13 protein-coding genes and 1 other annotated feature are annotated in these 14,462 nt (G+C 26.9%); of the genes, 1 reads left to right on the forward strand and 12 read right to left on the reverse strand.

All coding sequences use genetic code 11. The features are described from left to right. Position 1 precedes the first annotated feature (1 nt). Positions 2 to 382 carry a DUF4363 family protein gene (locus KGF38_RS01975; protein WP_054270268.1) on the forward strand — a complete coding sequence of 127 codons (381 nt, stop codon included), beginning with the start codon at positions 2 to 4 and terminating at the stop codon, positions 380 to 382. A gap of 124 nt (positions 383 to 506) precedes the next feature. Here the strand turns inward: KGF38_RS01975 and KGF38_RS01980 are convergent, their stop codons facing one another. The 12 genes from KGF38_RS01980 to KGF38_RS02035 all read right to left on the reverse strand — a co-directional run bounded on the left by KGF38_RS01980 (position 507) and on the right by KGF38_RS02035 (position 14,451). Then, entirely contained in the window at positions 507 to 1,670 is a 1,164-nt protein-coding gene (locus KGF38_RS01980; RefSeq protein WP_227832131.1) for a MerR family transcriptional regulator, read from the reverse strand. 206 nt (positions 1,671 to 1,876) lie between these two features. Then, positions 1,877 to 2,929, reverse strand: a complete 1,053-nt coding sequence (locus KGF38_RS01985; RefSeq protein ID WP_074179385.1) for a BtrH N-terminal domain-containing protein — start codon at positions 2,927 to 2,929, stop codon at positions 1,877 to 1,879. A gap of 238 nt (positions 2,930 to 3,167) precedes the next feature. Further along, positions 3,168 to 4,367, reverse strand: coding sequence for an argininosuccinate synthase (locus KGF38_RS01990; RefSeq protein WP_054270265.1), 1,200 nt, complete (start codon positions 4,365 to 4,367; stop codon positions 3,168 to 3,170). 259 nt (positions 4,368 to 4,626) lie between these two features. Beyond that, positions 4,627 to 4,834 (reverse strand) — a binding site (T-box leader). A gap of 113 nt (positions 4,835 to 4,947) precedes the next feature. Beyond that, the gene (truA, locus tag KGF38_RS01995; RefSeq protein ID WP_054270264.1) at positions 4,948 to 5,685 is read right to left on the reverse strand and encodes a tRNA pseudouridine(38-40) synthase TruA; all 738 of its coding nucleotides are present in this window, start codon (positions 5,683 to 5,685) and stop codon (positions 4,948 to 4,950) included. A 21-nt stretch (positions 5,686 to 5,706) separates the two neighbouring features. Then, positions 5,707 to 7,140, reverse strand: a complete 1,434-nt coding sequence (gene walK / locus KGF38_RS02000) for a cell wall metabolism sensor histidine kinase WalK (protein ID WP_074179386.1) — start codon at positions 7,138 to 7,140, stop codon at positions 5,707 to 5,709. 2 nt (positions 7,141 to 7,142) lie between these two features. Then, a complete protein-coding gene (gene walR / locus KGF38_RS02005) occupies positions 7,143 to 7,841 on the reverse strand; it encodes a cell wall metabolism DNA-binding response regulator WalR (RefSeq protein ID WP_054270262.1) in 699 nt (232 codons plus the stop codon). 28 nt (positions 7,842 to 7,869) lie between these two features. Then, positions 7,870 to 9,249 (reverse strand): hypothetical protein, encoded by a 1,380-nt coding sequence (locus KGF38_RS02010; RefSeq protein ID WP_054270261.1) that lies wholly within the window; start codon positions 9,247 to 9,249, stop codon positions 7,870 to 7,872. A 159-nt stretch (positions 9,250 to 9,408) separates the two neighbouring features. Further along, the gene (locus tag KGF38_RS02015) at positions 9,409 to 10,557 is read right to left on the reverse strand and encodes a THUMP domain-containing class I SAM-dependent RNA methyltransferase (RefSeq protein ID WP_054270260.1); all 1,149 of its coding nucleotides are present in this window, start codon (positions 10,555 to 10,557) and stop codon (positions 9,409 to 9,411) included. Positions 10,558 to 10,610: 53 nt separating this feature from the next. After that, positions 10,611 to 11,414: an ATP-dependent sacrificial sulfur transferase LarE gene (gene larE, locus KGF38_RS02020; protein ID WP_074179387.1), complete on the reverse strand. Its 804-nt coding sequence runs from the start codon at positions 11,412 to 11,414 to the stop codon at positions 10,611 to 10,613. Positions 11,415 to 11,798: 384 nt separating this feature from the next. Further along, positions 11,799 to 12,500: a DUF4253 domain-containing protein gene (locus KGF38_RS02025; RefSeq protein WP_074179388.1), complete on the reverse strand. Its 702-nt coding sequence runs from the start codon at positions 12,498 to 12,500 to the stop codon at positions 11,799 to 11,801. Positions 12,501 to 13,132: 632 nt separating this feature from the next. After that, positions 13,133 to 13,495 (reverse strand): arsenate reductase family protein, encoded by a 363-nt coding sequence (locus KGF38_RS02030; protein WP_074179406.1) that lies wholly within the window; start codon positions 13,493 to 13,495, stop codon positions 13,133 to 13,135. A 284-nt stretch (positions 13,496 to 13,779) separates the two neighbouring features. Next, positions 13,780 to 14,451: an amino acid ABC transporter ATP-binding protein gene (locus KGF38_RS02035; RefSeq protein ID WP_054270256.1), complete on the reverse strand. Its 672-nt coding sequence runs from the start codon at positions 14,449 to 14,451 to the stop codon at positions 13,780 to 13,782. Between the last annotated feature and the right edge of the window lie 11 nt (positions 14,452 to 14,462).

Here is a 14,462-nt window from a genome sequence, read left to right on the forward strand (position 1 = left end):
ATTGAAATCTACAACATTTGTTATAACATGGGCTATTTTATTCTTATTATTTGGATTTTATGTCAATAATAAACTATACGACTTTACAGATGGCTACAAAAATAATATGTCTGTTTTGGAAAAATATATAGAAAATGAGGATTGGGAAAAAGCTCAAAAAGAAGCTGATTCCATATCTACAAGATGGAATAAAGAAAAAAATCATTGGTACAAAGTTTTAAATCATGAGTACTTTGATGAAATAGGTCTAAAGTTTAATATTCTTGATAAGACAATTTACACTGAAAATAAATTAAGGTCTTTAGAAGAAGTCGAAAGTATAAAAACATATTTAGGAAATATTGTTGAAAGTGTTAAATTTGATGTAAACTATATATTTTAACAACTTAAGCAAGGATATAAATAAAAGTAAGATAATTTATATCCTTGTTTTAATGCTTTTACTAAATATCTTAACAAAGTGTATAGATTTTTACTTCAAAGTTTGTAATAGTTATTGACTTTACTTATAAATTGTTACTATCAAAATAAAATTTAAAAGCTTCTCCAATAAACTTGGATGTACCATCACCGTATTTATTATCAGTTATTTTTATGTATGTAGAATTTGATAAATAAAGTTCTGCCATATAATCAAAATATCTCTCTCCATTATCTATTTTATAAAATTCATTGCTCTTTTTCATTTCATTGTCTATTTCTTCAATAATACTTTGAACTTCTTTTGATGAGCAATCCCTACTCAAATCTGATACTAGTTTTTCATGCAAGATATTTATCTTAGGCTTTTTATCTCCTAAATAAATCTCTAAGGTTTGTCCAATAAACTTTCCTGCTCCATCTCCATATTTTTCATCTATATTTTTTATCCATATAGGATTTACCAAATAATTTTGTACCATACTGTACCAATTATCATCTCCAGTATCCATGTAAAAAATTTCATAATCTTTCTTAGATATATCTGTTATCTCTCTCGCTATTTCTTGAAGTTCTTTTGAAGAAGGATTCTTACTTAAGTCTTCTACAAGCTCTCTATATAATTCTTTTAATTTAGGATGTTTTTCTTTCAAACAATCATTTTTATATATATCAAATTTTTCTCCTAAACTCAATATATCACTGCTAAAGTTTGTTTTTATAGCTTTTGCAAACTTCTCAATAGTTCCATATTGTTTTATAGCCATTTTAGCAATTTTTTCCTCACTAGATTTAACTTTTTCAATAAGTTCATCATATCTTTCTACATTACCATAAATTTTAATTATCTTATTTTTATGATCTTTTTTAAATTCTTCTAGTACATTAAAATACTCACTCATGTCAAACTCTTTAAAATTAATAGTACTCTCTCCTTTTATAGTTTTGTTTATCAGCTCTATTAATTCATCTAATCTTTTTCGCTTTAAAATGAGTAATTTCTTTTGATTTTTTAAAGCTTCTACTTTATCAAAGTATTGGCTTGACATTATCTCTTTAACTTCCTTCAAAGGTATGTCAATCTCTTTAAAAAATAAAATTTGTTGGAGAGTCTTAATAGCTTCATCATCATAAAGTCTATACCCTACATCTGTAATTTTATTTGGTTTTAAAAGACCTATTTCATCATAGTAGTGTAATGCTCTTACGCTTACTCCTGTTAAATCTGAAACCTGCTTTACTGTTCTCATATCAACACCTCAAAACTTGATTTTATAGCTATCAATATTTACTAATACATCCATGCTATATTTTCATATTACACTATTACGTTATGTCAGGGTCAATAAAAATATCTTTATTATAAACAACTATATTCATTTAAAATATTTTACAAAGAATATGAATTAGTCTATCTTCTGTAAAGCTAATACCCTTTGAGAGACATATATATTTTTTATACATCTAATATCGAATATACTTCTTTCATATTCTTCAAAATCTCAGAAAAAAGTAAAGGAAGTTGTCCTGTATCATCACTCTTTTGAGTTAAATAATCTATTATAATATTAGATATTATCTCAATCATAGTAGCACTTTTATCAAATATCTCAGCTCCTTGTATGAAGGTGTCATTTTTATATTCTTCTCCAAGTTGGTTAAGCATTCTGCTCATTTTATCAAAACCTCCTTTAAATTTGACGTTATCTGGTTCTTTAATTCCCTTAATTGCATTTGGAACGGTTGGTACTGTCCCAAAAAACATAACCATATTAGATAATATCTTATCATAATCATCTTTTTCCAGTTCATTTTTCCATTGCGGCAATTCTTTGATAAACTTTTCAAAACCTTTGTATCCCAAAAATCCTTTAGGTGGATTTAAAAACATATTACCCTTTATAGTAAGTGCTTCTCTTGCAATCTCATATTTACTCTTTAAACTAGTCATTCTAACTGTGCAAATAGTATTCGCCTTACTCAATCCTAAATAACTACAATTCATACTTTGGCGTAATTCCTCATAAGATAGGTATAATAACTCAGTCCTTCCACAATCATACAGGTATATTCTTTCTTTTTCATCATCATATCCTACCATTAATATGTAATGAAAAGGAATATGTTCTTTATGGTATAATTTCTGATAATATGGTAAGTGATACATATCTAAGGCTCCTAAAATAACTGGATACCCATTATCAATTTCATATTTTGCTTTTTTTAATGCTCGCTCATATCTTCTAAATTCATAATGCTTGTATTCAAAACCAACAATTGGTGCTAAAAATTCATACATCTTTTTTGTTCTTCCATCTCCCAAAGCTACCATTCTTTTTAATTCTGCTTTATCTGTTTTCATATAACAAAAGGAACCAAAACCTGATAATAAAAAGAAAAAATCATTTGGAAGGCATTCACCTGTTTTGTTCATATATAAATCTTCTATACCATTCCACATGCACTCATAATCATGTGAATGATGTTTAATTTCAATTATTTTTCTCATATATTCGTTCTCCTTACTATAAATTTTTATTAGATTTAGTATAAACCCTCTTACAGTGAGAGAGTCAATAACTTTTATTCCTATGAAATTTATATTTAAGGGAATTACATTTTTCTATTACTAAATTATTTGAATTACACTATATCTTATTATATTGTGTAACATAATAAATCTAGATAAAAAAAGAGCATATAAAAACTAGAAACAGTTTTTATACACTCTTAATCAACTTATTATATTATTTTCCAGCCTTCATAGCTCTAATTTTTAATGGTAAAGTAAATAGATTAATAAATCCTTCTGCATCTTTGTGGTCATAAAGTTCACTGTCTCCAAAAGAAGATATTCCTTCATCATAAAGAGCATTTTCAGTAAATATTCCGGCAGGTTTTATATTACCCTTGTAAAGTTTAACTTTTACTGTTCCAGTAACATTGTCTTGAGTTTGCTCCATAAATGCATCTATAGATTCTCTTAACTTACAATACCATAATCCATTGTAAATAAGTTCTCCATATTTATAAGATACCATTTGTTTAAAATGTAATGTATCCTTGTCTAAAGTAGCACTTTCTAAAATATTATGTGCTTCATAAAGAATTGTTCCTCCTGGAGTCTCATATACACCTCTTGATTTCATACCAACAAGTCTATTTTCAACTATATCTATAACACCAATTCCATGTTTACAACCTAATTCATTTAATTTGTGAATTAATGCAACTGGAGATAATTCTTCACCATTTACCTTTTTAGGAACACCTTTTTCAAAGTAAACTTCTACATATTCAGCTACATCACATGCATCTTCTGGGTCTACACATTGTTTGTAAACATCTTTCTTATGTTCATTTTGTAGATGCTCTATATCTCCACCTTCAGTTGATACATGCCAAAGGTTAGCATCTACTGAATATATTTTAGCTTTAGTTGCTGTTACCTTTATATTATGCTTTTCTGCATAGTCTATAGCATCTTCTCTTGATTTTATATCCCATATTCTCCAAGGTGCAATAACTTTTATAGTTGGGTCAAGAGCTGCAATTGTAGCTTCAAATCTAACTTGGTCATTACCTTTTCCTGTACAACCATGACATATATATTTTGCACCTTCTTTATGAGCAACTTCAACTAGTTTCTTAGCTATTATAGGTCTTGCTAAAGAAGTACCTAATAAGTATTTTCCTTCATATTTAGCTTCTGCTTTTACAGCCTTGAATATAGTTTCAGTTACAAATTCTTCACTTATATCATCCACATATGCTTTTGATGCTCCACTTTGTAAAGCCTTTTCATAAACATCTTCCATTTTATCTTCTTGACCTACATTTCCACAAACAGCTATAACATCTATATCTTCATAATTTTCCTTTAACCAAGGTATTATGATTGATGTATCAAGTCCTCCTGAATATGCTAATACTACTTTTTCCTTCATTTTTAATTCCTCCCAATTTTAAATTATGATTTTTATTTTTTGTTTAATAGCAATTCTTAATATTGAATGATTTTAAGAATTTAAATTAACTTAAAATCATTTTAATACTAAAAAAGCCTCTCAGTATTTTTAAATACTAAGAGGCGAAATATCCGCGGTACCACTCTTATTGATAAACTTAGCTAATCAATTAGTAAACGTTCAACATACTAAATAAACATTAGTAATTAAATATATTAAAAAACGCCTCTTGGAAAAACCAAGAGACGAAATATATCCGCGTTACCACTCTAATTGATAAGATAAACTTATCCACTCTTTCTCTTAAGGCGAGATTACCTACTAACATACTAAATTCAATTAGCATCCTCCAAAGCTCTTTTCACTAATACTCATTTGCTAAGCTTCCACCATCCTTAGCTCTCTATAAAACGCATAGAAGTTACTCTCTTTCTCACAGGATTTAAATATAAAGTTTTTCATATCTCTCTTATAAAATATATAATAGTTTATTTTTCCATTTATGTCAACTATATAATTTATTTTATTTTTGTTTTAAGAAGATTTTCTACTTTATTCACTAATATCTCACTTTCCAAAGACATAACCCTTTAGCTGGTGCTGTATCTGATGCTTGACTTCTATCCTTAGATTCAAGCATAGACTTAATATCTTGTGGGGCTTTTCTTTTAAGACCTACTTCTATCAAAGCTCCCACTATTATTCTTACCATGTTATATAAAAATCCATTTCCTTCAATGTATATTTCTATAACATTATCATCTTCTTTTATATTTATTGAATAAATCTCTCTTATATTCGATTTTTTCTTAGACTTAGAAGAAGCAAAACTAGTAAAATCATGTTCTCCTATTAAGTACTCACTTGCTTTTATCATTCTATCTAAATCCAATTTTTTACTTACATGAGTAGCATATTTTCTTATAAAAGGATTGTGATATTTGTTATTGTCAATTTTATACATATAAGTCTTTGACTTTACATTATATCTTGAGTGAAATCTTTCATCAACTTCTTCAACAGTTTTTACGACTATATCTTCTGGTAAATATTCATATAAGTATTTTTGGATTTTATCTACTGACTCTGTACAACTTGTTCTAAAATTTATTACTTGTCCTCTAGCATGAGCTCCCATATCAGTTCTTCCAGAACCAATTATCTCAACTGTTTCATTTGTCATTTTACTTAAGACAGTTTCAAGTTTTTCTTGTATAGTCATATTATTATCACCTAGTTTTTGGTACCCTTTATATCTTGAGCCATCATATGCTACTATCATTTTTATGTTTCTCATCTTAATCCTCTTTCTAAGAATTTATGCTTGTTTAGCAAATTTATTTTTTATATTAAAAGTTATTTTTGTTCCAACATTCTTTTCACTTTCTATTTTCATTCTTCCACCATGAAGTTTTACAATTTCATTACTAATTGCTAGACCTAACCCACTACCAGCTTTATTGTAATCTTCTTGGAAGAACTTATCTAATACTTTATTTAGATTTTGTTTTTCTATGCCTGAGCCATTGTCTTCAACTGATATAGTTGTTATATCTTCATTTTGAGAAGCTACAACTTTTATGTAACCACCTTGACCAGTAAATTTAAATGAATTCTGTATTAAATTTATAAGAACTTGTCTTAATCTGTTCTTATCTCCTTGAATATTCTCTATAAACTCATTTTCAAATTCAAACAAAAGTGCTATATCTTTTTCAGCTGCTTTAACTTTAAGCTGATTCACAACACCTACAACTAAACCCTCAACATCAACTATATCAACATGAAGTTTTATTCTATCTGAAGAAAGTCTTGAAAAATCCAATAATTCTTCCACAAGTTTTATAAGTCTTTCTGTTTCATCTTGTATAATACCTAGACCTAGGTCTAGCTCTTCTCTTGTTATACTTTCATAACCTAAAGTTTCACTCCATCCCTTTATTGATGTAAGAGGGGTCCTTAGTTCATGTGATACAGAAGATATAAATTCTTCTTTTAATTTTTCACTCTTATCAATCTCATGTGCCATATGTTCAAATGTCTGTGCCAAATCGCCAATCTCATCATCTACAATTTTCATATTTTCTAACTTTATATTATAATTTCCTACAGCCAATTCATTTGCAAATTTCTTTAATTCTCGTAATGGTTTTATAAGAGTCTCAGCAAATTTAAGACTTATTAGTATAGCTATAATAAGTATAAATATACCAGCTAATATAAGCCATGTAGCTTGCTTTAATATCGCATTATCAATAGCATCTAATGAAACCGTATATCTAACAACACCTTCTATTATATTATTTACCTTAAGTGGCAGAGAAATACTCATAACATGTTCTCCAGTATCTGCTATTCTATAGGTATATGGTGTTAAGTTTTTTGTCTTTATATCTTTTAGTGCATTATTAACATCTTCATAATTTGCTTTTTCTTTACTCTTAAAACCATATTGGTCTAATATAATATTTTTATCCTTATCTATTATTGAAATTCCAAATTCTGAATTCTTAGTTAATGGTTGCTTATCAAATATGTTTTTTACTTTTTTCTCAAAGCTTGTAGTCTCCATTGTAATAGCGTTATATTCATCAGCATATTTTATTTCAGATTCAAGTAGTTGTTTGACAGAATCATAGTAATAGTTTTGTATATAAAACATAAACAATCCTTCAAACAGAGTAACCATTATAATAATTATTATAAAGTAGTTTTTTATTACTTTTTTTCTCAGACCTTCAAAATGTAACACTATTATTCTTCCTTTCTAAAACAGTATCCATAACCCCAAATAGTTTGTATATATTTTGGTTTTGATGGGTCATCCTCTATTTTATTTCTTATCCTTCTTATATTTACATCTACTATTTTAAAATCATATAAATAATTAGTTCCCCAAACTTCATCTAGTATCTGGTCTCTACTTAATGACTGCTTAGCATTTGATATCAAATATTTCACTATTGAAAATTCAGTTGGAGTAAGCTCAATTTCTTTTCCATTTTTAAATAATTTTCTCTTGTCTATATCAAGTATAAATGGAGGAGAAACTATCTCACTTGACTTAACACTTGAATCATCCTTTGCTACTCTTCTAAGAAGAGCAGAAACCCTGACTAAAAGTTCTTTTATACTAAATGGTTTTATGATGTAATCATCTGCTCCTGAAATAAATCCTTCTATTTTATCATCTTCTTGGGCTTTAGCAGTGAGCATTATTATTCCTACTTGGTCAAAATTTTCCCTTATAAATTTGCATACCTCTATTCCACTTATATCTGGAAGCATTACATCCAAAAGAGCTATTGTAATGTCACTTTCTGTTGTCATTTTTTCTATAGCTTCTCTCCCAGTACCTGCCTCAACTATCTCATAACCTTCTCTTTTTAAGTTTATACTAACAAAACTTCTAATCCCAATTTCATCTTCTAGTATAAGTATTTTTTCCTTCATAAAATAAAACCTCCAATTGAGTATAATATTAACCATATATTAATGAGAAATATTCTTTTAGTGCGTCTATAGTAATATCTAGCTTATCCATTTCATTTGCATTGTTTATGACTAGCAAGAAAGTATATTCATCACTCTCTTGAAGTACAATAGAATTTTGAGCATTTGGATTTTTTCTATCTTCAAGTTTATTTTTACTCTCTACTACTATATTAAACAAATTCTTACGATCTGAATAGTCAAAATAATAAAATTTAAATACTGCTTTTTCTCCAACAAATTCTTGTTCAACAAGTATTTTGTCAAATAAATTGTTTGGAATAAACAATTTAAAATTATATTTATAGTTATAATATATCTGACTTGTAAATATTAAGCTTGAACTAGCATCTTCTTTTCCATTCCATCTATACCAACTTATATTTGCAGATGCTTTAGAACTGTAAGTGTTTCTATTGTTTCCTGCTACTATAGGTATTTCTATAATCTTATCTTTATCAATATCATCTACAGGTATGTAATAAGATTTAGTAATAGTTTTATCATAATCACTAAAAGCTTTTTTAATTTTTCCATCTTTCATATAAAGTATCTGTGTAATATAATTATTATCCTTTAATATAGGAATATCAAGCACAGCTCCTTTTATAGCTGCAGACGAATTTCCAATAGATGAAGCAACATTACCTAAAGTTATATATAGTTCACTCAAATTCTTCACATTTTCAAACTTAACATAATCCTTGATTTTCATATTCCCATCAAAATTTGCGACACTTGCAAACATTTCATTAGTTTTATTATTCAAATGAAGCATCAATATTTCCAATTTGTCATCTCCATCTATATATCCAATTTTCACTTTCATGTCATTAAAATCGTCTTTGTTTGGAAGCCATGACGCATCTAAGTCATACACCTTTGTTATTTCATTATCTTTTACTTTATATATATGCATATTAGTTTTATCTTTGGATTTAATCAGTAAAACCACTTCTTTATATCCATCTGAATCCAAATCATAAAAATTAGCATACTCTATTGACTCACCATTTTCTAAAAAATGGTCACCAAGTACATATTTTTCTCCATTATAACTTAAAGTTACAAACCCTACCTGAGTTACATTATTACTTAAATCTTCTTTTTGTTCAAATACTACTAATTCATCAACTCCATCACCATTTAAATCCACTTTATTTATTTTTCCTACTTCTTTTGCATTAGAAGGTAATATCATAGATGAATCTGGTTTTAGTAACTGGTCAATACCATCATACAGTACTTTTTTTGTATCATCATAATCAGGTATCTTTGCTAATTGTTCTGGAGATTCAGTTTTAATATTACATCCAGTAACAAATAGCATCATTAGGGCTACTACAGTAATAAGTTTTAATACTTTCATTTAACTCCTCCTAATCCTATCAATCTTGAATTTTGCTCACAAAAATCTCCTCACAATAATTAGACGTTTCAAGTCGTTATAATGTTTTACTTATTTTAATAAAACTTTATATTTTTTTTAATAAAACTTTATACTTTTTATCCATAAATAATATGAAAGCTATTTATTGTTTCTAGGAGGCTTAGGACCTGGATATTGGAAAAAGTTAGTTTTTAACATACCATTATACAATTTTCTTTTTTTATCTGCCTTTTGTCCAAATTCATATTCAAAATCTTCATAAGATGTTATTAAATAATATGACCAATTTTTTAATCTTCTGAATGCATAACCAAGCTCTTTATACAATTGTTTAACACTATCTTTATCTTCTAATCTTTCTCCATAAGGAGGATTAGTAATTATAAATCCAAACTCATCTTCACTTTTAAATTGAGTTGCATCTCCTATATTAAATTCTATATATTCATCTACACCTGCTATTTCAGCATTTTCTCTAGCTATATCTATACATTCTGCATCTATATCATATCCATAAATCTTAAATTTAGTTTCATTATCTATCTTATTAAAAGCATCTTTTCTTATATCCCACCATATTTTTTTATCAAGAGTTCTCCATTTTTCTGATATAAATTCTCTATTTAAACCAGGTGCCATATTTATACCTATCATAGCGGCTTCAATCAATATAGTACCAGAACCACACATAGGGTCCACTAGAATTCTACCTGCTTTCCATGGTGTTAAATAAATAAGCCCAGAAGCTAAAGTCTCTCTTATTGGTGCTTTATTTGCTTTTTCTCTATATCCTCTCTTATGCAAAGCATCTCCAGTTGTATCTATAGAAATAGTTACCTTATCTTTATGTATAAATACAAAGATAGGATATTTCTCTTTATCTTCTTTAAGCAAACCTTCTTCCAAGTAACTTTTCTTTAAGCTTTCTACGATAGCTTTTTTTACTATAGCTTGTACATCTGGTGTACTGTATAATTTTGATTTTATGGAAGAAGCCTTTGATATAGGAAATTGAGCTCCATAAGGTATATATCGAGACCAATTTATTCTTTTTGTATTTTCAAATAATTCATCAAAACTTTTTGCCTCAAATTCAGCAATTTTAAGATGTACTCTTTCAGCACATCTTAGCCACATATTTGATTTTGCTATTCCAAACTCATCAGTTTTATATGTTATTCTTCCATCTTCTGTTTTTATTATTTCATATCCTAAATTAGTAATTTCTCTAGCCAGCATTTTTTCCATCCCAAAAAAACATGGCGATATTAATGTATAATTTTTCATAAAACCTCCTGTTTCCTATATTAATTACAAAACTTATTTATTTTTTAAACAATCTACACATTTAAATTCATACTTCCCATTTTATACCCTGACATATCTAGTGTAACATATTTAAAGCCAAATATTTTTAATTTAGTATCAACTTTATTAAAATTGTTATTTTCAAAAAATTTACCTAATTCTTCCTGGTCAACCTCTATTCTAGCTATATCTCCATGCATTCTCACTCTAAATTGAGAAAAACCTAAATCAGATAAATAGTCTTCACTCTTTTCTATTATTCTTAGTTTTTCATCTGTTATTTGAACTCCATAAGGAATTCTACTTGCAAGACATGCAAATGATGGTTTATTAAAAGTATTTAATCCTAATTTTTTTGAAAGTAATCTAATTTCAGCTTTTTTCAAACTACTTTCTTTTAGTGGACTAATTACTTCTAACTCACTCAATGCTTTAAGCCCAGGTCTATAATCTCCTAAATCATCTATATTTGTTCCATCTACTATGTACTTTATATTATGTTCTTTTGCTACCTCTTTTATTTTAGAAAATATATATTTTTTGCAATGGTAACATCTATCAGTACCATTTTCTTTAAACTCCTTTAAATCAAAGTTTTCTATATTTAAGATGATATGTTTAACACCAAAATTTTTAGTATATTGTTTAGCTTCTTCAATCTCTCTACTTGAATGCATCATTGAATGTATAGTTACAGCTATAACATTTTCCCCTAATGTATCTTTTGCTACCTTAAGTAAAAAGTTACTATCTACTCCACCAGAATAAGCAACTACAACACTTCCTAATTCAAGTAGTATTTCCTTTAATTTTTCTAATTTTTCTTCTTCATTCATAAAACAACCTCCATATCTAGAAAAACATGAACAATAAAATATTATATTATTTTTTACATTCTTAATGATTATAACATATAAAGTATTTATTTTATAAAATAGAATTATATTTAAACACGTTAATTACAATATCAAAGAATTTTTAAATCTGTATAATTTAAACATATTACTGTAATACACTGTATACTAAAAATGAAATAGTGTAATATAGTAATATGTTTAAAAGCCATGAAGTGGAAATAGCTATCCTCATGGCTGAATGCACAAATTTGTTTTAAGATAATTATTTTTCCATCAGTTATAATTGTAAATCACAAAAAAGATACTATCATATGAATTTTCTAAAACTTTTAATTTAATACTTATAGCTTACATATATTTGTCTTAATCCCACCAAAAAAGCCATATTGTAGAACGCTGTAGTACTTCTTTAAGAACTTTTAATGTTTCATATCCTTGTACAATAATGTCTTCACAGTAGAGGACTAATTCAATACACAAGTCATCAAATTTTTTATTATCTTCAATTGGATTTTTTGCAGAATATTGAACTGTATCACTTCCAATTGCAATTGGGAATGCTCCATATTTTTCGTACCAATATTTTGCAACAGCTATATGTTCTTCATCACTAGGACAATCATTAAATCCACCAATTGGTATATATGCAAATACTTCATATGGTTTAATTGTTGGAACTTTGGCTATGTAAACTTTGTTATTTTCTTGAAATATATCTATGTTTGTAATTGGACTAAAATTTTTATAATCATAAAAAGTGTCCTCAGAACCCATTAACTCTGTTAGCAATTCTGGAATCTCACACTTTCTAGAATGGAAGAATTCATTTACATCAATCTCATTACATTTCTCTAAACAATATTTTCTATAGTTTTCAAGAGAACCATACTCTTTATTAATCATATCTATATTTTCTCTTAATAACCCTACTTTTTCATCAATAATTATAATCGGTGTATATCCATTTTCTTTTCCATCTTCTCTCATTTTTTCAAATAAATCATCAATATCAATATCATTGTTCACAGGAACACATTCAAAACCATATAAATCTTCAATACTCATACTTATCTCCTATTCTTTTTAGATTTAATTCTTTTGAAAGTTTTCTTTTTTTGTTGTCAAGTTTTTAAATACTATTATTATTTGTAAAACTATAAGTATAGATGCAGTTTATAAAATATACTTACATAAGACAAAAGTTAATTTTATTTTTTGCATAAATAAGATATTTTTTATGACAATTCCCTTATATAAATATAATAGCACAAAACACATGTTCATGGTTAATAATAAGTGATTTTGTAATAATTCGTTGTATATTATACTATTTTAAGTAAAATAAATGATATTCTTTGTATAAGAAATAATATGTTTATTGATATGAAGTTTTTGGGGTTTAAATCTGTTAAGAATAATATTTTAATATTAGTAGATATACTTAAAAGAATAAATCTTGTTGTAATACTTAGATTCTAAATGTAGTCTTTTAAAATCCCATATAAAATTGCAGGAATCAATAAATTAAAATCAGAACTTAGATTGATAATATATTTATATATAATCTCATATAGTTCTTCTATTCTATAGAATCTAATAATTAGATAGATATATTTGCTAATTTATATATAAAAATCAGAGTTGATGTATAAATTTATAGGTGTATCAATTATTTTAATCAATACACCTACATACTTCTAATCTTCTTTTAATAAAGTACTTTTCCAAACATCTTCTTTGAAACCCAACAGTACATTTTCACCATCAAAAAGCAACGGTCTTTTAATAAGCATTCCATCACTTACTAATATTTCTAAAAGTTTATCATCAGATTCACTCTTTACAATATCTTTAAGACCCAATTCCCTATATTTCATACCACTTGTATTAAAAAATTTCTTTATATCATATCCACTAGTCTTGTAGATTGCTTCTAATTCATCTTTACTTGGAGGATTCTGAACCATGTCTATATCTTCAAATTCTAAATCATTTTCTTTAAGCCAATTTTTTGCTTTTCTAACAGTAGAACACTTTGTATATCCATATAATTTAATCATCATATTAAAATCCTTTCTAATTTTTTATTTTTATACCCATAATTTGCATATTATAACCAATTTATATCACAATCATCCTAAGCTTTCAATATAAAAAATTATTCTATTTTAAAACAATCATTAATTTATATTAAATATTTAAATTATTCTTTTATAATATATTAAACCTAATTAATCACTCAATATTAGATTAAATTTTTAAATAAAAAAAGGGCATAGTGTATTTGTTTTACTTAGCCCCTATTTATATTATAAATGTTCCTATAACTTCCATTTATAAAATATTAAACAATTTTTTCTTTGATTTGAACATTCTCTACTATACCGTCTTTTATACTTATAATCTTATCTGCAACATTATTTGAGAAAACAACATCATGCGTAATTATTAGTATAGTCATCCCTTTATCTTTAAGTCTGTTCATTATATTGACTACTCTTTGAATAGTATCAATATCAAGTGCAGAAGTAGGTTCATCAAAACAAAGAACCTTTGGCATTAGTGCACATGACCTAGCTATTGCGACTCTCTGTTGCTGTCCTCCTGATAATTCAAATGGATAGGAATTTAATTTATCCTCTAAATCAACTAATCTTAAAAGTTCTCTAGCCCTCTCTTCAGCTTCTTTTCTAGGAACTTTAAATACATTAACTGGAGACTCAATTATGTTTTCAAGAACTGTCATATGAGGAAATAAGTTAAAATTTTGAAAAACCATACCTATTTTTCCTCGTATCTTTGTCATATCTTTCTTATTTTTTATTATCTCATTATCTATTATAATCTCTCCACTATCAAATTCTTCAAGACCATTTATACATCTCAATATTGTAGTCTTTCCTGCACCAGATTTTCCAAGTAAAACTCCAATTTGACCTTCTTCTAACTCAAAAGAAATATCTTTAAGTACCTTATTTTTTTTAAATGATTTATTTAAGTTTTTAATTTTCAGCATGTAAAAAACCT

Source organism: Clostridioides sp. ZZV14-6387 (genome assembly GCF_020657835.1).
Taxonomy (GTDB): Bacteria; Bacillota; Clostridia; order Peptostreptococcales; family Peptostreptococcaceae; genus Clostridioides; species Clostridioides difficile_A.

What these genes read in the sequence shown, in the direction of transcription:
- KGF38_RS01980 (WP_227832131.1), bottom strand. Translation starts at nt 1,670, where the DNA reads ATGAGAACAGTAAAGCAGGTTTCAGATTTAACAGGAGTAAGCGTAAGA.
- KGF38_RS01985 (WP_074179385.1), bottom strand. Translation starts at nt 2,929, where the DNA reads ATGAGAAAAATAATTGAAATTAAACATCATTCACATGATTATGAGTGC.
- KGF38_RS01990 (WP_054270265.1), bottom strand. Translation starts at nt 4,367, where the DNA reads ATGAAGGAAAAAGTAGTATTAGCATATTCAGGAGGACTTGATACATCA.
- truA (WP_054270264.1), bottom strand. Translation starts at nt 5,685, where the DNA reads ATGAGAAACATAAAAATGATAGTAGCATATGATGGCTCAAGATATAAA.
- walR (WP_054270262.1), bottom strand. Translation starts at nt 7,841, where the DNA reads ATGAAGGAAAAAATACTTATACTAGAAGATGAAATTGGGATTAGAAGT.
- KGF38_RS02010 (WP_054270261.1), bottom strand. Translation starts at nt 9,249, where the DNA reads ATGAAAGTATTAAAACTTATTACTGTAGTAGCCCTAATGATGCTATTT.
- KGF38_RS02015 (WP_054270260.1), bottom strand. Translation starts at nt 10,557, where the DNA reads ATGAAAAATTATACATTAATATCGCCATGTTTTTTTGGGATGGAAAAA.
- larE (WP_074179387.1), bottom strand. Translation starts at nt 11,414, where the DNA reads ATGAATGAAGAAGAAAAATTAGAAAAATTAAAGGAAATACTACTTGAA.
- KGF38_RS02025 (WP_074179388.1), bottom strand. Translation starts at nt 12,500, where the DNA reads ATGAGTATTGAAGATTTATATGGTTTTGAATGTGTTCCTGTGAACAAT.
- KGF38_RS02030 (WP_074179406.1), bottom strand. Translation starts at nt 13,495, where the DNA reads ATGATTAAATTATATGGATATACAAAGTGTTCTACTGTTAGAAAAGCA.
- KGF38_RS02035 (WP_054270256.1), bottom strand. Translation starts at nt 14,451, where the DNA reads ATGCTGAAAATTAAAAACTTAAATAAATCATTTAAAAAAAATAAGGTA.